The organism is Nocardioides daejeonensis (assembly GCF_003194585.1).
Lineage (GTDB): Bacteria > Actinomycetota > Actinomycetes > Propionibacteriales > Nocardioidaceae > Nocardioides > Nocardioides daejeonensis.
This window is the reverse complement of the sequence record NZ_QHKZ01000002.1, coordinates 237,676-260,782: the sequence shown is the minus strand read 5'-3', so window position 1 is coordinate 260,782 and position 23,107 is coordinate 237,676. Positions and strand designations below refer to the sequence as shown.

The 23,107-nt window shown below is 69.8% G+C and carries 23 protein-coding genes; 14 read left to right on the top strand and 9 right to left on the bottom strand.

Annotated features, from left to right (window positions below):
• Positions 1–4: 4 nt before the first annotated feature.
• Complete coding sequence (gene efeO / locus DNK54_RS05930; RefSeq protein ID WP_239459948.1) at positions 5–1,189, top strand: iron uptake system protein EfeO; 1,185 nt, start codon at positions 5–7, stop codon at positions 1,187–1,189.
• Positions 1,186–2,448, top strand: a complete 1,263-nt coding sequence (gene efeB / locus DNK54_RS05925) for an iron uptake transporter deferrochelatase/peroxidase subunit (protein WP_110206042.1) — start codon at positions 1,186–1,188, stop codon at positions 2,446–2,448. The genes efeO and efeB overlap by 4 nt, the downstream gene beginning before the upstream one ends.
• Positions 2,449–2,452: 4 nt before the next feature.
• On the opposite strand, the gene DNK54_RS05920 is transcribed toward efeB, so the two are convergent.
• A complete protein-coding gene (locus DNK54_RS05920; protein ID WP_110206041.1) occupies positions 2,453–3,373 on the bottom strand; it encodes a hypothetical protein in 921 nt (306 codons plus the stop codon).
• A gap of 87 nt (positions 3,374–3,460) precedes the next feature.
• On the opposite strand from DNK54_RS05920, the gene argG reads away from it, so the two are divergent.
• Positions 3,461–4,891, top strand: coding sequence for an argininosuccinate synthase (gene argG, locus DNK54_RS05915; RefSeq protein ID WP_110206040.1), 1,431 nt, complete (start codon positions 3,461–3,463; stop codon positions 4,889–4,891).
• Positions 4,892–5,033: 142 nt separating this feature from the next.
• Here the strand turns inward: argG and DNK54_RS05910 are convergent, their stop codons facing one another.
• Positions 5,034–5,354, bottom strand: a complete 321-nt coding sequence (locus tag DNK54_RS05910) for a DUF6907 domain-containing protein (RefSeq protein ID WP_110206039.1) — start codon at positions 5,352–5,354, stop codon at positions 5,034–5,036.
• A 119-nt stretch (positions 5,355–5,473) separates the two neighbouring features.
• Here DNK54_RS05910 and DNK54_RS05905 point away from each other — a divergent pair, with 119 nt between their 5' ends.
• The 4 genes from DNK54_RS05905 (at position 5,474) to yczE (ending at position 9,834) form a co-directional block, all read left to right on the top strand.
• Positions 5,474–5,749 carry a helix-turn-helix domain-containing protein gene (locus DNK54_RS05905; protein ID WP_239459946.1) on the top strand — a complete coding sequence of 92 codons (276 nt, stop codon included), beginning with the start codon at positions 5,474–5,476 and terminating at the stop codon, positions 5,747–5,749.
• A gap of 96 nt (positions 5,750–5,845) precedes the next feature.
• Complete coding sequence (gene serA / locus DNK54_RS05900; RefSeq protein ID WP_110206037.1) at positions 5,846–7,432, top strand: phosphoglycerate dehydrogenase; 1,587 nt, start codon at positions 5,846–5,848, stop codon at positions 7,430–7,432.
• 186 nt (positions 7,433–7,618) lie between these two features.
• Positions 7,619–8,812: a glycoside hydrolase family 16 protein gene (locus DNK54_RS05895; RefSeq protein ID WP_110206036.1), complete on the top strand. Its 1,194-nt coding sequence runs from the start codon at positions 7,619–7,621 to the stop codon at positions 8,810–8,812.
• Positions 8,813–9,123: 311 nt separating this feature from the next.
• Positions 9,124–9,834 (top strand): membrane protein YczE, encoded by a 711-nt coding sequence (gene yczE / locus DNK54_RS05890; protein WP_239459945.1) that lies wholly within the window; start codon positions 9,124–9,126, stop codon positions 9,832–9,834.
• Here yczE and DNK54_RS05885 read toward each other — a convergent pair.
• Positions 9,773–10,342, bottom strand: coding sequence for an O-methyltransferase (locus DNK54_RS05885; RefSeq protein ID WP_110206034.1), 570 nt, complete (start codon positions 10,340–10,342; stop codon positions 9,773–9,775). The two genes, yczE and DNK54_RS05885, sit on opposite strands and share 62 nt — an antisense overlap.
• Before the next feature lie 385 nt (positions 10,343–10,727).
• Here DNK54_RS05885 and DNK54_RS21665 point away from each other — a divergent pair, with 385 nt between their 5' ends.
• The 5 genes from DNK54_RS21665 to cimA all read left to right on the top strand — a co-directional run bounded on the left by DNK54_RS21665 (position 10,728) and on the right by cimA (position 16,689).
• Positions 10,728–10,853 carry a hypothetical protein gene (locus DNK54_RS21665; RefSeq protein ID WP_275426249.1) on the top strand — a complete coding sequence of 42 codons (126 nt, stop codon included), beginning with the start codon at positions 10,728–10,730 and terminating at the stop codon, positions 10,851–10,853.
• Between the two features lie 11 nt (positions 10,854–10,864).
• Complete coding sequence (locus DNK54_RS05880; RefSeq protein ID WP_110206033.1) at positions 10,865–11,950, top strand: 3-isopropylmalate dehydrogenase; 1,086 nt, start codon at positions 10,865–10,867, stop codon at positions 11,948–11,950.
• 134 nt (positions 11,951–12,084) lie between these two features.
• The gene (locus DNK54_RS05875) at positions 12,085–13,164 is read left to right on the top strand and encodes a branched-chain amino acid aminotransferase (protein WP_110206443.1); all 1,080 of its coding nucleotides are present in this window, start codon (positions 12,085–12,087) and stop codon (positions 13,162–13,164) included.
• Between the two features lie 35 nt (positions 13,165–13,199).
• Entirely contained in the window at positions 13,200–14,891 is a 1,692-nt protein-coding gene (locus DNK54_RS21660) for a protein kinase domain-containing protein (RefSeq protein ID WP_110206032.1), read from the top strand.
• Between the two features lie 190 nt (positions 14,892–15,081).
• Complete coding sequence (gene cimA / locus DNK54_RS05865) at positions 15,082–16,689, top strand: citramalate synthase (RefSeq protein WP_110206031.1); 1,608 nt, start codon at positions 15,082–15,084, stop codon at positions 16,687–16,689.
• Here the strand turns inward: cimA and DNK54_RS05860 are convergent, their stop codons facing one another.
• From DNK54_RS05860 to DNK54_RS05845, 4 genes are read right to left on the bottom strand one after another with little or no spacing between them, the layout of a single operon-like run.
• Positions 16,690–17,637: a hypothetical protein gene (locus DNK54_RS05860; RefSeq protein WP_162602319.1), complete on the bottom strand. Its 948-nt coding sequence runs from the start codon at positions 17,635–17,637 to the stop codon at positions 16,690–16,692.
• Positions 17,638–17,696: 59 nt separating this feature from the next.
• Positions 17,697–18,341, bottom strand: a complete 645-nt coding sequence (locus DNK54_RS05855) for a CbiQ family ECF transporter T component (RefSeq protein ID WP_110206029.1) — start codon at positions 18,339–18,341, stop codon at positions 17,697–17,699.
• Positions 18,338–19,033: an energy-coupling factor ABC transporter ATP-binding protein gene (locus DNK54_RS05850; RefSeq protein ID WP_110206028.1), complete on the bottom strand. Its 696-nt coding sequence runs from the start codon at positions 19,031–19,033 to the stop codon at positions 18,338–18,340. The genes DNK54_RS05855 and DNK54_RS05850 overlap by 4 nt, the downstream gene beginning before the upstream one ends.
• Positions 19,030–19,662 (bottom strand): biotin transporter BioY, encoded by a 633-nt coding sequence (locus DNK54_RS05845; protein WP_110206027.1) that lies wholly within the window; start codon positions 19,660–19,662, stop codon positions 19,030–19,032. The genes DNK54_RS05850 and DNK54_RS05845 overlap by 4 nt, the downstream gene beginning before the upstream one ends.
• Before the next feature lie 94 nt (positions 19,663–19,756).
• Between DNK54_RS05845 and DNK54_RS05840 the strand changes: the two genes are divergently transcribed.
• A complete protein-coding gene (locus tag DNK54_RS05840) occupies positions 19,757–20,314 on the top strand; it encodes a TetR/AcrR family transcriptional regulator C-terminal domain-containing protein (RefSeq protein ID WP_110206026.1) in 558 nt (185 codons plus the stop codon).
• Between the two features lie 117 nt (positions 20,315–20,431).
• Entirely contained in the window at positions 20,432–20,947 is a 516-nt protein-coding gene (locus DNK54_RS05835) for a Dps family protein (protein ID WP_204164441.1), read from the top strand.
• A 15-nt stretch (positions 20,948–20,962) separates the two neighbouring features.
• Here DNK54_RS05835 and DNK54_RS05830 read toward each other — a convergent pair whose 3' ends face one another.
• Both DNK54_RS05830 and DNK54_RS05825 read right to left on the bottom strand, forming a co-directional pair.
• Positions 20,963–22,168 carry an MFS transporter gene (locus DNK54_RS05830; RefSeq protein WP_110206024.1) on the bottom strand — a complete coding sequence of 402 codons (1,206 nt, stop codon included), beginning with the start codon at positions 22,166–22,168 and terminating at the stop codon, positions 20,963–20,965.
• 73 nt (positions 22,169–22,241) lie between these two features.
• Positions 22,242–23,057 (bottom strand): 3-methyladenine DNA glycosylase, encoded by an 816-nt coding sequence (locus DNK54_RS05825; RefSeq protein WP_110206023.1) that lies wholly within the window; start codon positions 23,055–23,057, stop codon positions 22,242–22,244.
• Between the last annotated feature and the right edge of the window lie 50 nt (positions 23,058–23,107).

Genomic DNA, 23,107 nt, shown 5'->3' with positions numbered 1-23,107 from the left:
AACCATGGCCCGTCGGCCCCTTCCCGCCCGTCTGCTCGCGCCTGTCCTGCTGGTCGCCGTACCTACGCTGGCGGCGTGCACGCAGAACGCCGACCCCTCCGATAGTGGCGACCCGCGTGCGCTGAGCGTCAACTCGAGTGCCGACGCCTGCGAGCTCTCGGCCACGAAGGCGCCAGCCGGCAAGCTGTCGTTCACGGTTGCCAACACCGGCGACAAGGTGACCGAGTTCTATCTGTTGGCCGAGGACGGCCTGCGCATTCTCGGCGAGATCGAGAACGTCGGTCCCGGGGTGGACCGGACGCTGACCGTCTCCGTGCCCGAGGGCAGCTACGTCACCGCCTGCAAGCCGGGGATGACCGGCGACGGGATCCGCGGCGACTTCACCGTCACCGCCTCCGACGAGCAGGCCGAGGTCTCGGCCGACGAGCAGGCGCTCGTCGCGGCCGCCGATGCCAACTACCGGTCCTACGTGCAGGACCAGACGGATCAGCTGGTGGCGCGCACCGACGAGTTCGCGCAGCTCTACAAGGCGGGTAAGGACGACGAGGCGCGCGAGCTCTATCCGCGTGCCCGACTCCACTGGGAGCGGATCGAGACGGTCGCGGAGGCCTTCGGAGAGCTGGACCCGATCATGGACGCTCGCGAGGCCGATCTCAGCGAGGGCGACGAGTTCACCGGCTGGCACCGCATCGAGAAGGATCTGTGGCCGCAGCGCGCTGAGGACTACACGCCGATGACGCCCGACGAGCGTGCCGCGATGGTTGACCAGCTGGTCGAGAAGACGCATGAGCTCGACGAGCTCGTCGACGACCCCGCGACCACCTACCCGCTCGACAAGATCGCCAACGGTTCCCGCGGCCTGTTGGAGGAGGTCGCGACCGGCAAGGTCACCGGTGAGGAGGAGTACTGGTCGCACACCGACCTGTGGGACTTCCAGGGCAACGTCGACGGTGCCCGGGTCGCCTTCGAGGGTGTGCGGCCGGTGCTGGAGCAGAAGGACCCTGAGCTTGCCGGCGAGCTCGAGACCCGCTTCGGTGAGCTTCAGGAGCTGCTGGACCAGCACAAGGTGGGTGAGGACGGCTTCGTGCTCTACACCGAGCTGAACGACGAGCAGGTGAAGGCGCTCTCCGATGCGGTCAACGCGCTGCTGAACCCGTTGTCGAAGCTGACCGCGGCGGTGCTCTCCTGAGCGCCGGCCTGAGTCGAAGGGCGCTGCTCGGCGGCGGGGCGGCGGCAGCGCTGGGCGTCGGCGTGGCCGCCAACGTGGCCGGCCGTCCCGATCACGCTGCTGCGGGCTCCTCCGCCGAGGCGACGGCGTACCCGTTCCACGGCGAGCACCAAGCGGGCATCGTCACGCCGGTCCAGGACCGGCTGCACTTCGCTGCATTCGACGTGCGTACGTCGTCCCGCGAGGAACTGCAGGAGCTCCTGCGTGCCTGGACGGATGCCGCCGCGCGGATGACGCAGGGAGAGGCGGCGGGGCCGGTCGGACCGACCGAGGGCGACACCCGGCTCCCACCGGACGACACCGGAGAGGCGATCGGCCTCGGTCCCTCGGGGCTGACGCTCACCTTCGGCTTCGGCCCAGGACTCTTCGCCGATGCCGAGGGGAAGGATCGCTTCGGACTGGCCGATCGGCGTCCGCGGGCGCTTCGACCGCTACCGCACTTCCCGGCGGATGCCCTGGAGGCGGCTCGCTCAGGAGGAGACTTGTGTGTGCAGGCCTGCGCTGACGACCCGCAGGTCGCGGTGCATGCCGTGCGCAACCTCGCCAGGATCGGCTTCGGCGCCGCCTCCGTGCGGTGGTCCCAGCTCGGTTTCGGGCGGACGTCTCGGACCACCCGGAGTCAGGAGACGCCCCGCAACCTCTTCGGCTTCAAGGACGGCACCGCCAACGTGGCCGCCGAAGAGGGGCAGGCGCTGCGTGACCATGTCTGGATCGCGCCCGGAGACGATCCTCGGGCGGAGTGGCTGGCCGGCGGTTCCTACCTCTGCGTGCGCAGGATCAACATGCGCGTCGAGATCTGGGACGCACAGCCACTGGGTGACCAGGAGGGCTTCATCGGGCGGACGAAGCGCACAGGAGCACCGCTCAGCGGCGGCGACGAGTTCTCGGCGCCGGACTTCGCCATGCCCGGACGCGACGGCCCGGTGATCCCGGCGGACTCCCATGTCGCCGTCGTCCATCCCGAGCACAACGGCGACGTGCGGATGCTGCGGAGGGGCTACAACTTCGTCGACGGCTCCACCGACCTGGGAGCACTGGATGCCGGGCTCTTCTTCCTGGCCTACGTGCGGGATCCCGACACTCACTTCATCCCCGTGCAGGAGCGCATGTCGCGCCAGGACGCGATGATGGAGTACCTCAAGTTCACCGGCTCGGCGCTCTTCGCCGTGCCGCCCGGCGTCCGCCCTGGGGAGTACGTCGGGCAGCGGCTCTTCGCCTGACGGGTCACCGGGGACTGGCCAGCTCGGACAGCTGCGACTCGAGTTCGCGCAGGCTGTCCTCGTCGAGGCCGAAGTCGCTGGGATCGATGGAGGGCATGTCAGACGGGTTGAACGACGGGAACTCGCTGGGGTCGATGTCCAGCGTGGGGGCGCCGGTCGGCGTCTCGATCGGGTTGTCGCCCTCGCTGAGCCCGGTGCAGGTCTCTGCCATGTAGACGAAGAACGCCTGCATCTTCTGGCCCTGCTCGGCTGTCACCTCGTCCTCGAGGCGCGCCGTGTCTTCCGGCGAGTCGAGGCTCTTGGCGAAGTCGAGATAGACCTCGAAACCCTCCCGCGCCTCGGCCGGCATGTCCTCAGGGGTGCCGAGCTTGCCCAGGTCGACGAAGAGCTGCTTCGCCTTCTCGAAGTCTTCTGCGTCGTCCTCATCGAGCGAGTCGAGGGTCTCCCACTGCTTGCAGAACTCCTCCTCGGATGCGGAGGTCGGTGCATCCTTGCCGCTCTTGGAGTCGTCGTCATCGTCGCCACCGAGCACCACGGCTGCCGCGATGCCGCCGCCAGCGAGGAGCAGCACCACCAGGCCGACGATGATCGCGATCCGCGCATTGAAGCCGCCCCCGCCGCCGCTGTTCGGCGGGCCCGGGGCCCACTGTGCGCCAGGCCCGCCAGGCCCGCCAGGTCCCATCGGGCCGCCCGGCGGTGGTCCCCACTGTCCGCTCTGGGGCGGCATCCCCGGCGGTGGCTGCTGCATCCCGGGTGGGCCCCAGCCTGGGGCGGGGGTCGGGTTGCTGCCGCCGGCCATCATGGTGGGCGGCTCGGCGCCGGCGGACGGCTGCGAGGCGGCGAACGGGGTGCCGCAGTTGGTGCAGAACGGGGTCGCCGCTGCGGCACGCGGCGCGCCGCAGCGGGCGCAGGCTTCCTGAGTCATGGTGGCAGCGTCCCATCCTGGGCCGATGCTGAAACCTGCGTATCAGCCGATTGCATGGTTATGCATGGTTCTGTATATAGTTGAGCCGTGTCCAAGGTCCTGACTTCACTGCCCGTCGGCGAGCGCGTCGGCATCGCCTTCTCCGGAGGTCTCGACACCTCCGTCGCAGTCGCGTGGATGCGCGACAAGGGTGCGATTCCGTGCACCTATACCGCTGACATCGGCCAGTACGACGAGCCCGACATCGCGTCGGTGCCGGGCCGTGCGACGGCGTACGGTGCCGAGATCGCCCGGCACGTCGACTGCAAGGCCGCCCTGGTGGAGGAGGGGCTCGCCGCCCTCGCCTGCGGCGCCTTCCACATCCGCTCCGGCGGGCGCGCCTACTTCAACACGACTCCTCTGGGGCGTGCGGTCACCGGCACGATGCTGGTGCGGGCCATGCACGAGGACGGCGTCGACATCTGGGGTGACGGCTCCACCTTCAAGGGTAACGACATCGAGCGGTTCTACCGCTACGGCTTGCTGGCGAACCCGTCGCTCCGCATCTACAAGCCCTGGCTCGACGATGCCTTCGTCACCGAGCTCGGGGGGCGGGCGGAGATGAGCCAGTGGCTGACCGAGCACGGCCTGCCCTACCGCGACTCCGCGGAGAAGGCCTACTCGACCGACGCCAACATCTGGGGTGCCACCCACGAGGCGAAGACGCTCGAGCATCTCGACGTCTCGCTGGAGACGGTCGAGCCGATCATGGGGGTTCGCTTCTGGGACCCCCTCGTCGAGATCGCCGCCGAGGACGTCACGATCGGCTTCGAGCAGGGCCGGCCGGTGACCATCAACGGCACCCGGTACGCCGACGCGGTGGCGTTGGTCCACGAAGCCAACACGATCGGCGGCCGGCACGGCCTGGGCATGTCCGACCAGATTGAGAACCGCATCATCGAGGCGAAGTCCCGGGGCATCTACGAGGCGCCGGGCATGGCCCTGCTGTGGGCTGCGTACGAGCGGCTCGTCAACGCGATCCACAACGAGGACACGGTCGCGCAGTACCACAACGAGGGCCGCAAGCTCGGTCGACTCCTCTACGAGGGGCGGTGGCTCGACCCGCAGGCGTTGATGATCCGTGAATCCATCCAGCGCTGGATCGCCTCGCTGGTGACCGGTGAGGTGACGTTGCGGCTGCGCCGGGGCGAGGACTACACGATCCTGCGCACCGACGGCCCGGCCTTCTCCTACCATCCCGACAAGCTCTCCATGGAGCGCACCGAGAACGCGGCCTTCGGCCCGACCGACCGCATCGGGCAGCTCACCATGCGCAACCTCGACATCGCCGACTCGCGCGAGAAGCTCGAGCTCTACGCGACCCAGCCGCTCAACCAGGGCCAGGTCCTGGTCGAGCACGGGCACCTGCTGGGAGCCCTTCCTGCCGGCGGCGCCGAGCGGATCGCCTCCAATCCCGCTGCCGAGGCCGAAGCCGAAGTGGCGTTGGACAGCGCCGCGATGGAGTTCGGCAGCGACTGAGAAGCAGCGCTCGAAGGCTCCCCAGGCGTTGCGCGGGGGAGCCTTCGAGCATTGCCGGATACGTCGTCTCGACGTTGACGGTCTTGCAGGTGAACCCAGCCGGGCTCTCATCGGTCGTGCCGAAGGCGTCGGGTGATCCGCATCAGGAGCGTGCCAGAACCTCGCCCAGCGCGAGGAGGAGGCGCTCGGCACTCTCGTAGGAGAGGACCAGGCGACTGGAGCCCTCGTCTGCCGACTGGATGTCGACCCACTCCGTGGAGTCGCTCAGATGGCGGTTGCGCTGGACGATGAGCGTCTCCGGCTCGCCGGTGCGCGCGAGGCCTGGTGGTCGGACGACGGCCGCCACGAGGACGCCGGTGTCCTGGTGGATCAGGTCTTCCGGATGTGCGCCGCGATGATCGACGACGCACCACGGCGGGCACGGGGCGAGGGGCGGCTGAATCGTGCTTCGGTCTTCTTTCATCGATGACTCCAGGTAGGCGTGTGCGGTGACTCTAGGTGGCACGGGCGACACTTCGCGGCTCCGAAGAATCCCACACAAGTATGGCCATCTCTGGTTGGTCTGCCGTCGAGGATGCTCGGGTGTCTTCCACCAGGAATCCCGCATGGGACGACTACGCCGCCGCGTTGGGCAATCGCCTGAGCCGGGCACGGCAACGACTGGGGCTGAGCCAGGAGCGGGTGGCGCACGCCGCCGGCATCTCGGGCTACACCTACCAGAAGTTCGAGAAGGGCGAGTCCAAGCCGGGGACCCCGATGAATCCCCGGTTGATCACGCTGGTGGCGCTGAGCCAGGTCCTGGAGGTCGATCTCTCCGAGCTGCTGGGCGACTTTCCGGACATGACGCAGGGCCGGTGATCCACCCACCCAAGGGGTGGACCGGGGCCGGTCGCGTCGGCGGCCCGCGCTAGGGTCGGCACGTCCATCCACGACCGTGAACGAGGAAAAGTCGCCGTGAGCAAGCCCGTCGTACTCATTGCCGAAGAGTTGAGCCCCGCGACCGTCGAGGCGCTGGGTCCGGACTTCGAGATCCGCCACTGCAACGGCGCGGACCGCTCCGAGCTGCTGCCGGCCATCGCTGACGTCGATGCCATCTTGGTGCGCTCTGCCACCAAGGTCGACGCCGAGGCGCTCGCTGCCGCCAAGTCGCTGAAGGTCGTTGCCCGTGCCGGCGTCGGGCTCGACAACGTCGACGTGCCGGCCGCGACCCAGGCCGGCGTGATGGTGGTCAACGCTCCCACCTCCAACATCGTCTCGGCCGCCGAGCTCGCCGTCGCGCTGATGCTGGCCGCGGCGCGCAACGTGAGCCCGGCCCACGCTGCGCTGCGCAACGGCGAGTGGAAGCGCAGCAAGTACTCGGGGATCGAGCTCTACGAGAAGACCGTCGGCATCGTCGGGCTCGGCCGGATCGGCGTGCTCGTCGCGCAGCGTCTCAGCGCCTTCGGTATGAAGGTCATCGCCTACGACCCCTACGTCCAGGCCGGTCGGGCCGCGCAGATGGGGGTGCGGCTGGTTGACCTCGACACCCTGCTTGCCGAGTCCGACTTCATGAGCGTCCACCTCCCCAAGACCCCCGAGACCGTCGGCCTCATCGGTGCCGAACAGCTCGCCAAGGCCAAGTCGAACCTGGTGCTGGTCAACGCGGCTCGTGGCGGCATCGTCGACGAGGCCGCGCTCTACGACGCCCTCAAGGAGGGTCGCATCGGCGCTGCCGGGCTGGACGTGTTCGCCAAGGAGCCTTGCACCGACTCGCCGCTCTTCGAGCTCGAGAACGTGGTCGCCACCCCGCACCTCGGCGCTTCCACCGAGGAGGCCCAGGAGAAGGCCGGTATCGCCGTCGCGAAGTCGGTACGCCTCGCGCTCGCCGGTGAGCTCGTCCCCGACGCAGTCAACGTGCAGGGCGGCGTGATCGCGGAGGACGTACGTCCCGGCATCCCGCTCACCGAGAAGCTCGGCCGCGTGTTCACCGCCCTCGCCGGTGAGGTTGCGCAGAGCATCGACGTCGAGGTGCGCGGCGAGATCGCCGAGTACGACGTCAAGGTGCTCGAGCTGGCCGCCCTCAAGGGTGTCTTCACCGACGTCGTCGAGGATGCCGTCTCCTACGTGAACGCTCCGCTCCTGGCGACCGAGCGCGGGATCGACGTCCGTCTTCTCGTCGAGAGCCAGAGCCCCGACCACCGCAACCTGATCACCCTGCGCGGCGCGCTCGCCGACGGCTCGCAGGTCTCCGTCTCGGGCACGCTCGTCGGGCTTGCTCAGAAGGAGCGGCTGGTTGAGGTCGACGGCTTCGACCTCGACCTCGAGCTGACCGACCACCTCGCGTTCCTGCGCTACGAGGACCGCCCGGGCGTGGTGGGCACCTTCGGCGGCGTGCTGGGTGGCGCCGGCGTCAACATCGCAGGCATGCAGGTCTCGCGGGACGCCAAGGGAGGCCAGGCTCTGGTGGTGTTGTCGGTCGACAGCGAGATCCCGGCAGAGGCACTGGCTGAGATCGAAGGCGTGATCGCCGCCTCCAGTGTGCGGGGCGTCAACCTGGTCTGACCCGGAGCGCCACTGAACGATCGGGCAACCGAGCATGGTTGGGATCGGCCGTCGACAAATGTCTGTTCGGCCGATCCCTTCCGTCGTCTCTGCGCTCTAGTCTGCAACGCAGGCGGGTCACCTCGTGGGGGAGCGGGTACCCGAAGCAATGACGCATGCCACTCGGGGCATCAGGGGAGGAAAGTCATGGCAAGGACAACGAGGCACGTCAGGTGGGGCCTGGCTGCCGCGCTCGTCGGGCTGGGGTTGCTCGCACCGTCGGCATTCGGCAGCGCGCCGGTGGAGCAGGTGCCCGGCGCCAGCGCGATCGACGACGACACCGAGGCTGCGAACCTGGCGGCGATCGGCGCGGACGGTGGGGGGCATGCGCGCTCGGCGGCGCGGATCGTCGCGAAGTCTGCCCACGAGGTCGTCGTACGTGGCCGGACGCGTCAGGCGCGACCGATCGTCAAGATCAGGGGCTACCAGGAGAAGCGGAACCGCTGGGTGACCCTGGCGAAGGTGCGTGCCAAGAAGCACACCTACCAGGCTCGCGTCGTCACCGACGGCGTCGCGACCACGACGCTGCGAGTCAAGGCCGCCAAGGAGCCACGCCAGGTCGTAGCGCTCTCCGACGCCTGCGGCGTGCGTCCGACGAAGGCGGACGGCACCCTATGGGCCTGCACCTTCTCCGACGAGTTCGAGGGCACCACGCTCGACCGGACCAAGTGGCTGCCGCAGACGACCGGTTTCACGACCGGGGACGACACCAACTTCGCTTGCTACAAGGACGACCCGCGCAACGTCGCCGTCAGCGGTGGGGCGCTGCGCCTGTCCCTGACGCAGGGTGCCGCGGAGCCGTGCCCAGGGCTGCGCGGAAAGGTCACCAGCTTCTCCTCGGGCTCCGTGTCGACGTACCGGCTCTTCTCACAGAAGTACGGGCGCTTCGAGGCACGTACTCGCAACACAGCGGCATCGGTCAGCGGACTCCACGAGGCCTTCTGGCTGTGGCCCGACGACCGCTACGTGGACGTGACGAAGTGGCCAGCCTCCGGTGAGATCGACGTGGTCGAGACCTACTCGCAGTACCCGACCCTCGCCATCCCGTTCCTGCACACCTCGTGGGACGCCTTCGGGCCGCTGCCCGGGATCAACACCGCCTGGACCTGTGCGGCGCAGCGGGGCGTCTTCAACACGTACGCCGTGGAGTGGACGCCGGCGAAGATCGAGATCTTCGTCAACGGGAGACTCTGCCTGCGTGCCAACGGCCGCGACCAGGCGTTCCAGGCGCCGTACATCGTGGCCCTCACCCAAGGCATCGGTGCGGCGCCGAACAGGTTCACGGACCGCACGCCGATCCCGGCCACCTACGAGGTCGACTACATCCGCGTCTGGAGCTGACCGATCGGCCGATCCCCGGCTGACCGATCGGCCGATGTAGATGTGGCCGATCGGTCAGAAGGTCGTGGCCACTCCTAGTCAAAGACGCCTTCTCGGCTCCCGTGTGGGCCTCGGTCCGGATAGAACTGTTCTTGGGAACGCCGGGGGGCATGAGAAGAACCGACGCCGCCGTCCCGACCAGCACTGCCGGTAGCTCGGTCCCGCGGAGGGAGCGGGACCGCCAGCCGAGCAGCTGCGGTCGGGGCGGCGGTCTTCGCATTTCGACCCGGGGCGCCGGTCCCGACCGCCGGTCGATGCCCGACGATGGGAGCGTGACCACTCCCGTGCCGCCCGCGACGCCGCTGTTGACGGATCTGACGCCGATGGCCCAGTTGCGCGCCGGGCGCCTCGTCCGACGCCTGACGCAGTTGCTCGTGGGCCTGTGGCTCTATGGCTTCTCGCTGGCCCTGATGGTGCGCGGAGACCTCGGGCTGGCGCCCTGGGACGTGCTGCACAGCGGCCTGATCAGGCACATCCCGATCAGCCTCGGGCAGATGGTGGTGGCGGCGAGCCTCGTCGTTCTGCTGCTCTGGATCCCGCTTCGGGAGGTCCCGGGGATCGGCACGGTCGCCAACGCGTTCCTGGTAGGTATCTCGGCGGACGTGACGCTGGCGCTGCTCGACCGTCCCGACGCACTGGCGGCCCGGGTTGCGCTGATGCTCTCCGGCGTGCTCCTCAACGGCCTCGCCACCGCGCTCTACATCGGCTCCCAGTTCGGCCGCGGTCCCCGTGACGGCCTGATGACCGGCCTGGTCCGCCGGACCGGTTGGCGCCTGGCGCCGGTGCGGACCGGCATCGAGGTGACGGTGGTGCTCCTCGGGGTGCTGCTCGGCGGCACACTGGGGGTAGGGACCCTGCTCTACGCGTTCGCCCTCGGGCCGCTCACGCAGCTGTTGTTGCCGCCGTTGGTCGTCGCGCTCGTCAGCGACGGGTCGCGACGACCACCGAGGCGTCCGAGGCGATCATCAGCTCGACGGCGGTGAAGCGCTCGTCGGTCAGCCACTCCTCCCGCAGCGTGTCGACGCGTCCGTTGCTGATCGGTGGCCACATCTCGCACGGCACGAAGTCGTCGAGGACGACGATGCCGCCGGGCTCGACCAGGTCGGCAATCCGGTCGACGGTGACCTCTGAGGGAATGCCGGAGTCGAGGAAGAGCAACGAGAACGGCGCATGGTCGGAGAGGATCGACCAGTCCGCCGCCAGCACCTGCACCTGCGGGTCGTCGGCGAAGATCTCGGCGGCCGCTCCGGCGAGCAGTTGGTCGAGCTCTGCGGAGAGGATCCGCGCGTCGTCGCGTCGTACGCCGGAGCGCAGCCAGGCGGTGCCTACGCCCGTCCCGGTGCCGAACTCGGCCATCGTTCCGCCGCGTGTGGCGGCGAGGGTGGCCAGGAGCCGGCCGGTCTCGTTGCGGCAGAACGAGACGTAGCCCGCGCGGCGGGAGACGTCGAACGCGCGAGAGACGATCTCGGGGAGGTCCGGCGGCGCACTCATGGGGTCGAGTCTTGCATCAGCCACACAACCGTCTTGCATCGCGGACGATTCTGCTGAATCGCGAGACAGGGGCTGGTGCGGTGGCTTACAGTGGCTGCACCATGCGGAGCGTCTTCGTACTCATCGACTGCCGCGGCGAGGCCTGAGGAAGGCCACCTCGCCGCGGTGTTCGGCGTGTGGGCCTTCGCTTCTGTTGTTGATCACTTCTGATCCGACACTCGAGGGCTCCGCGGTGGCGTAGGCGCTGACAGCGCGATCCGCAGTTCACCGGCCCGATCGGTCCACCCCGTCACGCGATCCGTGACGACGGTGTCGCCGATCCCGCCCGGCGCCCTCGGTGGATCGGCCGCACGACGCGGCCACCGAAACCCGAGAGGAAAGACCGATGTACGACATGTATCCCGAGTGGGGCCCGGCCATGCACAACCCGGAGAACCCCTACAGTCACGAGGCGGTCCGGGCCGCTCTTGACCTGCGAGACAACGGCGCCCAAAGGCCGGACGACAACTAGGCTCTGCGTCCATGACGAACAACACCCCCAGCACCGGCCAGGTGCAGCTCGCTGTCATCCCCGGCGACGGCATCGGCCAGGAGGTCACCACCGAGGCGCTCAAGGTCCTTGAGGTCGCCGCACCCGCGGGCGTGACCTTCGCGCAGACCCGCTATGACCTGGGCGCTGAGCGCTACCTGGCGACCGGGGAGGTCCTGCCGGACTCGGTGCTGGAGGAGATCCGCGGACACGACGCGATCCTCCTGGGAGCGGTGGGCGGCAAGCCCAACGACCCGAACCTGCCTCCGGGCATCCTGGAGCGTGGCCTGCTGCTGCGGATCCGCTTCGAGCTGGACCACTACGTGAACCTGCGGCCGTCGCGGATCTATCCCGGATCGGTGTCGCCGCTCTCCGACGCGGTGCTCGGCCAGGGCCCCGTCGACTTCATCGTCGTGCGCGAGGGCACCGAAGGCCCCTACACGGGCAACGGCGGCGCACTCCGGGTGGGCACCCCCGCCGAGGTCGCGACCGAGGTCTCCGTCAACACGGCGTACGGCGTGGAGCGGGTCGTCCGCGACGCCTACGAGCGGGCCACTCGCCGGCCCCGCAAGCACCTCACCCTGGTGCACAAGACCAACGTGCTGGTCAACGCCGGCACCCTCTGGTGGCGGCTCTTCGAGCAGGTCGGCGCGGAGTACCCCGACGTCACGACCGACTACATGCACATCGACGCGGCGATGATCCACCTGACCACGAACCCGTCCCGCTTCGACGTGATCGTCACCGACAACCTCTTCGGCGACATCATCACCGACCTCGCCGCCGCCATCACCGGCGGCATCGGCCTGGCGGCCTCCGGCAACGTCAACCCCGACCGGACCGCCCCGTCGATGTTCGAGCCCGTCCACGGCTCGGCTCCCGACATCGCCGGTCAGCAGATCGCTGACCCGACCGCGGCCATCCTGTCCACCGGCCTGCTGCTCGACCACCTCGGTCACCCCGAGGCGGCGCAGCGGATCGAGGAGGCCGTCCTGGCCGACCTCGCTGCCCGGACCCCCGGCCAGCAGCGCAGCACCTCCCAGGTCGGCGACTCGATCGCTAAGATCCTCGCCGGCTGACGCCTCCGCGCCACGGGAGTAGCCCAGTTTCCCCGCCCGGGCGGGGAAACTGTCACTTGTATGCCGTAGCAACAGCACACAAGCAACAGTTTTCCCCGCCAAGTCCTCAGTGAAGGTCGGATAGTTTGATGTCCATGGAGATCAGCATCACGCGCAACCCCCAGCCGGTCGACGACGCACGTCTGGCGGAGATCCTGGCCGACCCAGGCTTCGGGGTGCACTTCACCGACCACATGTTCACCGTGGAGTGGACGCCCGAGCGTGGCTGGTACGACGCACGCATCACGCCCTACGGCCCGCTCACGTTGGACCCGGCCACCGCGGTGCTGCACTACGCCCAGGAGACGTTCGAGGGAATGAAGGCCTACCGTCATGACGACGGTTCGATCTGGTCCTTCCGCCCTGAGGCCAACGCGCAGCGCATGCTCCGCTCCAGTCAGCGCCTGGCGTTCCCAGAGCTGCCCGTCGAGGACTTCGTGCAAGCAGTCGACGCCCTGGTCGAGATCGACCAGCGCTGGGTCCCGGAGGGCGCGGGGGAGAAGAGCCTCTATCTGCGGCCCTTCATGTTCGCCAGCGAGAAGTTCCTGGGTGTCCGGCCCAGCCAGCACGTCACCTTCATGGTGATCGCCTCGCCGGCCGGCTCGTACTTCAAGGGCGGCATCAAGCCGATCTCGCTGTGGCTCACCGAGGACTACACGCGCGCCGGCCGCGGCGGCATGGGCGCCGCCAAGACCGGCGGCAACTACGCGAGCTCCCTGGTCGCGCAGCAGCAGGCCATCAGCCAGGGTTGCGACCAGGTCGTCTTCCTCGATGCCCAGGAGGGCACGTACGTCGAGGAGCTGGGCGGCATGAACATGTACTTCCTCTACGCCGACGGGCGGATCGTCACGCCCGAGACCGGGACCATCCTCGAGGGGATCACCCGAGCCAGCATCATCGAGCTGGCCGAGCGTCTCGGCCACCCTGTGGAGGAGCGCAAGTTCGCGATCGACGAATGGCGTGACGGTGTCCGCGACGGCTCGATCAAGGAGATCTTCGCCTGTGGCACCGCCGCAGTGGTGACGCCCGTCGGCCGCCTGGTCTGGGAGGGCGGCGAGGTGCCGGGTGCCACGGAGGGCACCGGCGAGCTGACCGGCCGGATCCGGCAGGAGCTCGTCGACATCCAGTTCGGTCGGGCCGAGGACAGTTTCGGCTGGATGCACCGGATCTGCTGACCGGTTCGGGTGCCGACGGCAGGTACCGTTCAGGGGTGACCGCCACCGCTGGAGACCACTCGCCCCCGAGCGAGCTCTGGGTCGGCCCCTACCGCCTGGTCGCCCGGATCGGCGAGGGCGGCATGGGGGTGGTGCACCTCGGCCAGCGGGAGACGGGCGAGCGCGCCGCGATCAAGGTGCTGCGGCCGCACGTGGTCTCCGACGACGAGGCGCGCGCACGCCTGGCGCGCGAGGTCAACTCGCTCGGCCGGGTCCGCAGCCCGCGGGTCGCCGAGATCGTGGAGGCCGACCCCTGGGGACCCATCCCGTACGTCGCCACCCGCTACGTTCCCGGGCTGCCGTTGCACCGCCACGTCCGTGAGGAGGGCGTCCTCGCGGGGGAGGAGTTGCGACACCTCGCCTCCGGCCTGGCGCAGGCGCTGGCCGCAGTGCACGAGGTCGGCGTGCTGCACCGCGACATCAAGCCCTCCAACGTGCTGATGGAGGGGCGCAACCCGGTGCTGATCGACTTCGGCCTGGCGCGTCTCGACGACGACCTGAAGGTGACCCGCACCGGCTACCTGCTCGGCACCCCCGGCTATATCGCACCCGAGATCCTCTTCGGCGAGGAGCCGACGCCTGCTGCCGACGTGCACTCGTGGGCTGCCACCGTCGCCTTCGCGGGGCTGGGTCGGCCGCCCTTCGGATCTGGCCACGCGCTGGTCGTGATGGACCGGGTGCGGCGCGGAGAGCACGACCTGGACGGCCTCGAGCCCGGGCTGAGGGGCCTGCTGCTTGCCGCACTTGACCCCACGCCGGCCCAGCGTCCCCGCCTGGACGAGGTGCTGGGGGTGCTCGGTGCCGACCCGAGGACGGCGCCCCTGGCCGACGTGCCGCCGACCCTCCCGTTCGCCGCGGTCCCGACAGCCGATCCCCGGGACTCCGCGGAGCCGGTCACGCTCGTCGAGGAGGCCGAGCCGCCCACGCTGGTCGATGCGCCGCGACCCGCGCCCGCGCCACCGGTGCCGCCGCCGTGGGAGCCACCGACGATCGCCGCGACCAACCAGCCCTACCAGCAGCCACCTGCGGCCACCGCCATGCCCCGGCCGCCGCAAGCGGCGACCTCCCCCTTCGGCACCCAGCCGGAACGCCCGTGGGCCGAGCGGGTGACCTGGGTCGAGCGACTGCGTCGCGGCGTACTCGCGGGGACAGCGGTCGGGGTGCTTGCCGGCCTCACCGCGCTTCTGCCGTGGGTTGCGGCGTTCCTGGTCGTCGCGGCCGTCTGCCTGCTGCGAGCCGGCTCCCTGGCCGGCTCCTCACTGGCGGCGCGTCGTCAGGCCCGTGGCCGCAAGTGGTACGACGGCACGTTGGCTGTGCTCGCAGCGCCCTGGCACTTCGTGGTGTCGCTCATCGGCACCGGGGCGCTGCTGGTCTGGGCGGGCCTGCTGGTGGCCTGTGCGCTCCTGGTGCTGCTGGCCCTCGGGGCTGCCGACCATGTCGCGTTGACCGGCGCCGGGGTGGTGCTGGCCGCGTCCTTGTGGACGGGCCCGGGCTCGTCGCGGATCCGCTCGCCGCTGCGTCGCGTCGGCCTGCCGATGGCGGCCAGGGCCCTGCCTTGGGCGATCTGGACCGCTGTGCTGGTCCTCGTCGCCGCAGGACTGTTCGCGGGCGCCACGGCCGGGCCGCAGTGGTGGCCGACTACCGCGTCACCGTGGGCCGACGGCACCTGGTTGGGCCGCTGGCTCTGACTCCGGCTCCGGATCGCGGGTGTCGGATCGTGGGACTCGCCGGACGCGCGGGCGGCGTACGTGGCAGACTCAGGGGCGTGTCCACCACGATCATCATTCCCTAGCGCGTCCGGCTCCGGCCCGACGCGCAACCTCTCGTCCGCGAGGGGTTTTTTTGTTTGTCCGCACCCATGCGAAACGAGAGCGACCGATGGATCTGCACGGCTCCTTCCACGTCTACGACACGACGCTGCGTGACGGCGCCCAGCAGGAGGGGCTCAACCTCTCTGTGGCGGACAAGCTCACCATTGCTCGCCATCTCGACGGGCTGGGGGTGGGGTTCATCGAGGGAGGCTGGCCGGGCGCCAACCCGAAGGACACCGAGTTCTTCCGGCGCGCCGTCCAGGAGCTCGAGCTGCAGCACGCTCAGCTCGCGGCGTTCGGCGCCACCCGGCGGGCCGGGCTCAAGGCGGCCGACGATCCACTGGTGGCGGCGCTGCGCGAGAGCGGCGCGCCAGTGGTGACGCTGGTCGCCAAGTCCCACGACCGCCATGTCGACCTGGCGCTGCGCACCACGCTCGAGGAGAACCTTGCGATGGTGCGCGACACGGTCTCCCACCTGCGGGCCGAGGGGCAGCGGGTCTTCCTCGACGCCGAGCACTTCTTCGACGGCTACCGGGAGAATCGTGCCTACGCGCTCGAGGTGCTGCGCACGGCCGCTGAGGCCGGGGCGGAGGTGGTCGCGCTCTGCGACACCAACGGCGGCATGCTGCCGACCTGGGTCAGCGAGGTCGTGCACGACGTCATCGAGACCACCGGCGTCAGAGTCGGGATCCATTGCCACAACGACACCGGATGCGCGGTGGCCAACAGCCTCGCCGCCGTCGACGCCGGTGCCACTCATGTGCAGGGCACGGTCAACGGGTACGGCGAACGCACCGGCAACGCGGACCTGATCACGGTCGTCGCCAACCTCGAGCTGAAGCTCGACCGCCAGGTGCTCCCGTCCGGCCTGCTGGCGGAGTCGACCCGGATCGCGCATGCGGTCGCCGACGTCACCAATGTGCCCCCGTCGTCCCGCCAACCGTACGTCGGCACCTCAGCGTTCGCCCACAAGGCCGGGCTGCACGCATCGGCGATCAAGGTCGACCCCGATCTCTATCAGCACCTCGACCCGATGGCGGTCGGCAACGACATGCGGCTGCTCGTCTCCGATATGGCCGGCCGGGCGTCGATCGAGCTGAAGGGACGCCAGCTCGGCTTCGAGCTCACCAGCGAGACCGAGGACGGCCGCGAGCTGATCACGCGAGTCACCAACCGGGTGAAGGAGATGGAGTCGCGCGGCTACACGTTCGAGGCGGCGGACGCCTCCTTCGAGCTGCTGCTCGTCGAGGAGGTCGAAGGCAGTCGGGTCGGCTACTTCGAGACCGAGTCCTGGCGGGTGATCACGGAGACCCTCGACCGTGCTGCGCCCGGTGAGGAGGCGGTCTCCGAGGCGACGGTCAAGCTGCGTGCCGGTGATGCCCGGATCATCAGCACCGGTGAGGGCAACGGGCCGGTCAACGCCCTCGACCAGGCGCTGAGGCAGGCGATCGGCCAGGCGTATCCCGAGGTCACGAAGCTGGAGCTCATCGACTACAAGGTGCGGATCCTCGACCAGGGCCATGGCACCGACGCGATCACGCGCGTGCTCATCGAGACCTCCGACGGGACGACCTCCTGGGTGACGGTCGGTGTCGGCCACAACGTCATCGAGGCGTCCTGGGAGGCGCTGGTCGACGGGTTCACCTTCGGCCTCCGACGCCAGCACCGGGGCTGATCAGAAGCTCTTGCTGAAGCGCAGCGCCAGCGCGAAGTCCTTGTGGGCCCAGCTCAGGTAGTCCTGCACGGTCTGGGCCTTGGCGCTCTTGGGGGCGGTGGCGACGGTGAGCACCACGATCCGCTTCACCTGGGTGGTGCGCCAGCTGCCCTGCGTCCAGTCGTCCCACACCGCGTCGCCGTCGATCGTGACCAGGGTGTCGGCGTCCTTCATGGCGGCCACCTTGCGTGCGTTGGCGCGATCATCGAACTTCACGTAGTAGTTGGTGAACGTGACCTGGTCGCGCTCGTTGACGTAGGTCGCGGTGACTGCGCGCGTGCAGTCCAGGCCCGTCAGCCGGTCGTCGGCAGCGATCTCCGCGCAGTCGGCGTGGTCGCGAGCGACCACCGCGCGGGCCTTGTAGGTGTGCTCCTCCCAACGGAACTCCCAGTCGTCCTGGAACTCCGAGGCGCGGGGCGATCCGCGCCAGAGGCTGGTGTCCGGGCCCTCGCCCGGTGCCTGCGGGCCGTCCGGGCCGGCGCTCTCGGTCGCCGGGCCGCTCGGGCTCGTTCCCTCGGTCGGTGCTCCCTCGGTGGAGGCCTCGCTGGGCTCGCCGGTCGGTGAGCCGCTGGGCTGGCCGCTCGGCGCCGACGTGTCGGCGTCCTTCTTCTTCTCATCGTCGCCGCCACGGGTGGCGAAGGCGATCGCCGTGCCGCCGCCGGCCAGGAGGAGGAGCACGACGAGCAGTGCGATCAGCCCGCCCCGGCGCCGCGGTCGGCCGGGGTCTGCGCCCGGGCCGCCCCCGTGGGGGCCCGTCGGCGGCGGGCCGGGCTGCCACGGGCCCGCGGTCGGCGCGCCCTGCGGCGGGAACGGCGGCTGGGAGTACGGCGACGTGCCCGGCGGTGGGGGTGACCCCGGGGGCGGGCCGTAGGGGTTCGGCTGCTGGCCGGCGGGCGGTTCGTGAGACATCGATCTCTGCTCCGGTTCAGGGGGAGTGGCACCGCTCTTCTACCACCCGAGGCGCCGATTCACTCCTGCCGGGCCCCGTTGCCGGCGGCCTCGTCGCGATCCGTGATGCCACGGGCATGCAGGGCGTCGCCGGTCTCCAGTGCCCGGGCGACGACGCGCACGACGAACGGCGTCAGGTAGGCCCGTGGCTGCCGGCTCAGGCCGCGTGCTCGCGCTGCATCGCGCGTCTCCACGGCCAGGGCGACGGTGCCGGGCAGTGCTCCGATCGCCAGGGAGAAGGCCAGGGCCACCCGCTCCGGGTCGACCCCGACACGGCGGAACGGCTGCAGCCATCGGACGAGTGCGTCCAGCATCGAGTTCACCGACGTGGTGGTGCTGAGCACCACCGCAGCGAGAGCCAGGGCGAGCAGGTCGACCAGGGTCTCGATCGCCTTGGCGGCGCCGTACCACCACCATTGGAGGGCCGCGACGAAGACGGCGAGCAGCAGGATCGCGCGGGCGGCCCGCCACAGGCTGCGCAACTGCACCCGCGCGACCGCCGCGAGCAGCAGGGCCACCGCCAGGTACACGAACGAGGCGCGTACGTCGCGCACCAGCACGACCGCCAGGCTGAAGACGCCGAGGCCGACGACCTTGGCGCCGACGGGCAGCCGGTGCAGCAAGGTGGTGCCGGGCCGGTGCAGGCCGACGAGCACCTGGCTCACGACGCCACCAGGTCGCGGTAGTGCGCCACCCCGTCCTCCGGGCGCCCGTCGAAGACCACGGCCGCATCGTCGACGACCAGCACCCGGTCGCAGCGTGCGGCGAGCTCGAGGTCGTGGGTGACGAGCAGTAGCTGCTGCCGCAGCCCCAGCAGCAGGTCTCCGACCTTGCGGGTGTTGGCGAGGTCGAGCAGCGTGGTCGGCTCGTCGGCCACCAGCACCTGTGGTTCCACAGCGAGCACTCCGGCCAGGGCCAACATCTGTTTCTGGCCTCCGGAGAGCGAGTGCACCGAGTCGTGGGCGTGGGCCTCGAGGCCGAACTCGGCCAGGATCTCCAGCGCCTTGGTGCGCCTAGCGGCGCCGGAGCGGATGCTGCGACGCAGGGAGAGCTCGACGTCCTCGACACAGGTGGGCATGACGAGTTGGGCAGCCGGGTCGGTGAAGCAGAAGCCGACGGCACGTCGTACGGCGGATGCGTCGTGGCGCAGGTCGAGGCCGTCGACCCGCACCGTGCCCGTCGTGGGGACGACCAGGCCGTTGACCATGCGGGCGAGCGTGGACTTGCCCGAGCCGTTGGCCCCGATGACCGCGATCCGCGGCTCCGGGAGAGTCAGGGTGGTGGGGGAGAGGACCACGCGGTCGCCGTCCCCGGAGGCATCGGGGACGACGACCGCGGCGTTGTCGAACTCGATCACGCTGCGCGGTCACGCTCCAACAGGCGCGGGAACGCGCGATGCACCTCGGCCGCGATCAGCGCGGTGAGGGTGGTCTTGACCAGGTCGCCGAGCCAGAAGGGCGTGTCGTAGGTGAAGGCCTCGTGCCACGAGACGTCGAAGTAGAGCTTCATGCCCGCGATGCCGAGTGGGTGGATCACCAGCACGCTCCCGGCCATGGAGCAGGCGAAGACGACGATCGCGCGGGTGCGTTGCCGCCCCGCGACGTACTTCACCAGGAAGCCGGCCAGGAGGGCGGCGAGCGGGAAGGAGTACAGGTAGCCGGCGCTCGGGCCGGTGAACACGCCCAGGCCCGAGGAGTGCTCGGCGAAGACGGGCAGGCCGATCGCTCCGAGGCCCAGGTAGAGGGCGACCGCAAGGAAGCCGCGGACCGGGCCGAGCAGGCAACCGGTCAGCATCACGGCGAAGGTCTGCAGCGTGATCGGAACGCCCGCGCCGCCGACCGGGATGGCGCCGACGTAGGCGCACGCGGAGATGAGTGCTGCGAAGGCGGCGATCAGGGCGATGTCAGTGCCGGAGGAGCGTGCGTTGCGCATCGGAGCCGCCTGGGTAGAGGTCCCGGTCTCGGCCGGGCTTCCGGTGGTCGTCATGGTGTTCCTGCCTGGAGGGTGTCTGAACGGTGTTCAGTGAACAGTGTTCAGGGTAGGGTCGGTGGGACGAGTCCGTCAAACGAGAGGCAGGGGTGTGGATCGTCGCGATGTGGTCGACAAGGCGTTGGAGGTGCTCGGCGCAGTCGGGTTGCCGGACCTGACCATGCGGCGCCTGGGCACGGAGCTCGGCGTCCAGCAGAGCGCGCTCTATCACCACTTCGCCAACAAGCAGGCGCTCCTTGGTGCGGTGGCCGACGAGATCCTCGCTCGAGGGCCGCAGAGCGCTTCGGTAGCGGAGATTGGGTGGGAGGAGAGAGTGCGCGCCTGCTGCCGAGACCTGCGTACGGCGGTGCTCGCCTACCCGGACGGTGCCGACGTCGTCTCCTCGATGTTTGCCTTCGGTCTCGGTGGTGCGGCGCCCTTCTGCAGTCTGGAGGGACTGCTCGGAGAGGCGGGGCTGACGCCCGAGGTGGCCCCGGCTGCGGCGCGGACACTGCTCCACTACGTCTACGGACACGCTGTCTCGCAACAGGCGCGGGAGCAGGCGCTGCGCCTGGGGGCGATTCCCGACGACGGTGCTGCCGACGACTTCGAGGTGGGCCTCCAATTGGTGGTCGACGGGATCCGGGCGCGCCTGGGTCGCGGGCAGTAGGGCGGTCCAGCGGGATAGTCGACCCTCATTGAGGGCAGGCTCCCCTTTCTTGAATCATTCCAAAGAAGGCGGGATGATGGTGCCATCCACAAAGACGAAGAGACAAGGATGGCACCGATGAGCAAGACCCTGAAGCACACCTCGCACCCCGCCTTCCAGGCCTCGCCCCGCTTGGCCGGACACCTGCAGCAGATGCTGGTGGATCTCACCGACCTGCACCTGCAGGGCAAGCAGCTGCACTGGAACGTGGTCGGCAAGAACTTCCGCGACACCCACCTGGTGCTCGACGAGGTCGTCGACGCGGCGCGCGAGTTCTCCGACACCATCGCCGAGCGGATGCGGGCCGTCTACGCCACGCCCGACGCGCGTTCGGCGACCGTCGCCGAGCAGTCCAGCCTCCCCGCCGTGGCTGCGGATGAGATCGACACCGCCGACACCGTCGACGCGATCACGGCCGCCCTCTACGCGGTTGCCGGCACCGCACGGCGGATCCACGACGACGTCGACGCCGAGGACCCGACCACGGCAGACATGCTGCACGCCATCCTCGAGCGGATCGAGCAGCTCGCCTGGTTGATCGACTCGGAGAACCGGGTCGCCAACAGCAGCATCCCGCGGCCGGTCAACGCCTGAGCGGGACGCGGATCCTCACGGCCGGCGGGCGCGCTCCAGGGTGCGCCGGCCGCTCCAGGAGACGAGCACGGCCACCGCAGCTGCCGCCACCGTGACGGCGTACGCCGGACGATGGCCGCCGAGGTCCGCGACCTGGCCGGCGATGCTTGCGCCCAGGGCGTAGCCGAGCACCGTGGCGGCGGCCAACTGTGTCATCACCGACGCCAGCCGCCACGGAGGTGTGATCTGCTCGCCGAGGGTGAAGGTGGTGATCATGTACGGCGCCACGCTGACGCCGAGCACCAGGAGCACTGGGACCAGGCTGAGCACCGAGCCGACCAGGAGCAGAGGGGCCGAGAGCAGGAAGAGGCCCAGGGCGAACCAGCGGAGTCGATCGGCCAGACCGAAGCGATCGGGCAGCGCGGCAACCGTGAGTCCTGCGATCACGCTCCCGACGCCCAGGAGCGCATGCAGGAAGCCGGTGGCACCCGGATGGCCGGCAGCGGTTGCGAGCACCGACGTGCCGGTCTGGACCGAGCCGAAGATGGTGCCGATCACCAGTTGGCTCAAGCAGAGCAGGGCCAGCGGCAGCGACCAGAGCGGCTCGTCGTTCCCGGCTGAAGCGGGTCGATCGTGGGCAGGCGGCGCGGTCGGGTGCAGGGCGAACCACGTGCCGAAGACGCCCAGCAGGACACCAGCGCCGACGAGCGCGGCGGTGGGGGAGAGCAACGAGACGCCGACCCCGATCAGGGCGGGCCCGATCACGAAGGCCGCCTCGTCGGCCGCGCCCTCGTACGAGAACGCCGTCTGGACGAGGCGGTCCTCCCGCGGGTGGCCGGCGGCGATCGGGCGCCACCGGATCCGTGACATCGGCCCGACCTGCGGCATCATCACGCCTGCCGCGGCGCAGGCGACGGCGACCCATCCCCAGGATGCGCCGGCGTCGGTCAGGAGCAGGATCGCGGCGAAGCCGGCGGCCCCGCCGAGCGACTGTGCGACCAGCACGGGTCGCTGGCCGATCCGGTCAGCGAGGGCGCCCCATGCCGGCGCGGTCAGCCCGTTGGCGACTGCCAGCGCACCCGCGCTGGCGCCCCCTGCGCCGTAGCTGTCGGCGCTGTCACTCACCAGCAGCAGCACGCCGAGCTGGCTCATCGCGAGCGGCAGTCGGGCGAGGAACGTCCCGAGCACATAGCCCGGGCCGGTGAGGGAGAGCAGGGCGCGGTAGCTCGCGAGCGCGGACACGCGGAACCTCCGGGGTTGACGGACTGCGTGTCTTCCCACCCTTCAGACACGCCGGAGACCCTGTGCAGGGTCGTCAATCTACAGGGCCAGACGTATTTTCACTGCTTCTGGCGGCAGGCCCCTCAGCGGCACAGCTCAGGGAGCGCTCGATGGCTTCGACGAGGCGTTGTCGGAGGGGTGCAGCTCGGTCGGCGAACTGCCGTTGCAGGTCCGCGTACACGCGCTTGCCCTCGGCGGTCTCGATCCTGATGGGCGTCCACGCGATGCCGTAGGGGTCGATCGTGATCCCGCTCATGTCGTAGGGCGCGGCGCGCATGTCCACGATCCGCACGTCCCAGGCGAGCTCGAAGGCGTCGGCGACCAGGTCGGCTCCGACGACATCGGCCAGCCGGTACGCGTGCTTGTAGAGGTCCATGTTGCCGTGGAGGCAGGCCGGCTGCTCGAACGCGGGCCGGTCGTGCGCACGGGGCTTCAGGGTGTTGAGGGGCAGCGCCGGGGGCGTGAAGAACCTGACCGCATCCCAGTGACTGCAGCGCACGCGGTGCGCCTCGACAACCTCGTCGGTCCCCTCGTTGCCGAGACGCAAGGGCTGCGGATGCCGCGTCGCGGGATCTCGGTAGACCATCGCCCACTCGTGGAGTCCGAAACAGCTGAAGTTGCCTTCGCGTGCCATCGTCGCCTTGAGTAGACGGAGGGTCGTCTCCGCGATCGGGCGCGTCTTCGTGTCGAGTCGACCCGGCGGGCGCCATCGCATGAGCTGGGCCGGTCGGAACGAGTAGTACTGGAACAGGAAGTCGTGGATCGGGTGCTTCTGACCGGCTTGGCGACGAGCCAAGTGCGGCGCGACGTACGGCGACAAGCGTGCCTCGTGTCTCGCCTGCTCGTTCACTTGGACACGGTAAGTCGGCCGGCAATCCCAGGCGAAATATGGGCAGTCAC

Excerpts from the sequence above, each read along its gene's own strand:
- efeO (WP_239459948.1), top strand. The coding sequence starts at position 5 with ATGGCCCGTCGGCCCCTTCCCGCCCGTCTGCTCGCGCCTGTCCTGCTG.
- DNK54_RS05920 (WP_110206041.1), bottom strand. The coding sequence starts at position 3,373 with ATGACTCAGGAAGCCTGCGCCCGCTGCGGCGCGCCGCGTGCCGCAGCG.
- DNK54_RS05910 (WP_110206039.1), bottom strand. The coding sequence starts at position 5,354 with ATGAAAGAAGACCGAAGCACGATTCAGCCGCCCCTCGCCCCGTGCCCG.
- DNK54_RS05895 (WP_110206036.1), top strand. The coding sequence starts at position 7,619 with ATGGCAAGGACAACGAGGCACGTCAGGTGGGGCCTGGCTGCCGCGCTC.
- DNK54_RS05885 (WP_110206034.1), bottom strand. The coding sequence starts at position 10,342 with ATGAGTGCGCCGCCGGACCTCCCCGAGATCGTCTCTCGCGCGTTCGAC.
- DNK54_RS21665 (WP_275426249.1), top strand. The coding sequence starts at position 10,728 with ATGTACGACATGTATCCCGAGTGGGGCCCGGCCATGCACAACCCGGAG.
- DNK54_RS05880 (WP_110206033.1), top strand. The coding sequence starts at position 10,865 with ATGACGAACAACACCCCCAGCACCGGCCAGGTGCAGCTCGCTGTCATC.
- DNK54_RS05875 (WP_110206443.1), top strand. The coding sequence starts at position 12,085 with ATGGAGATCAGCATCACGCGCAACCCCCAGCCGGTCGACGACGCACGT.
- cimA (WP_110206031.1), top strand. The coding sequence starts at position 15,082 with ATGGATCTGCACGGCTCCTTCCACGTCTACGACACGACGCTGCGTGAC.
- DNK54_RS05860 (WP_162602319.1), bottom strand. The coding sequence starts at position 17,637 with ATGTCTCACGAACCGCCCGCCGGCCAGCAGCCGAACCCCTACGGCCCG.
- DNK54_RS05845 (WP_110206027.1), bottom strand. The coding sequence starts at position 19,662 with ATGACGACCACCGGAAGCCCGGCCGAGACCGGGACCTCTACCCAGGCG.
- DNK54_RS05835 (WP_204164441.1), top strand. The coding sequence starts at position 20,432 with ATGAGCAAGACCCTGAAGCACACCTCGCACCCCGCCTTCCAGGCCTCG.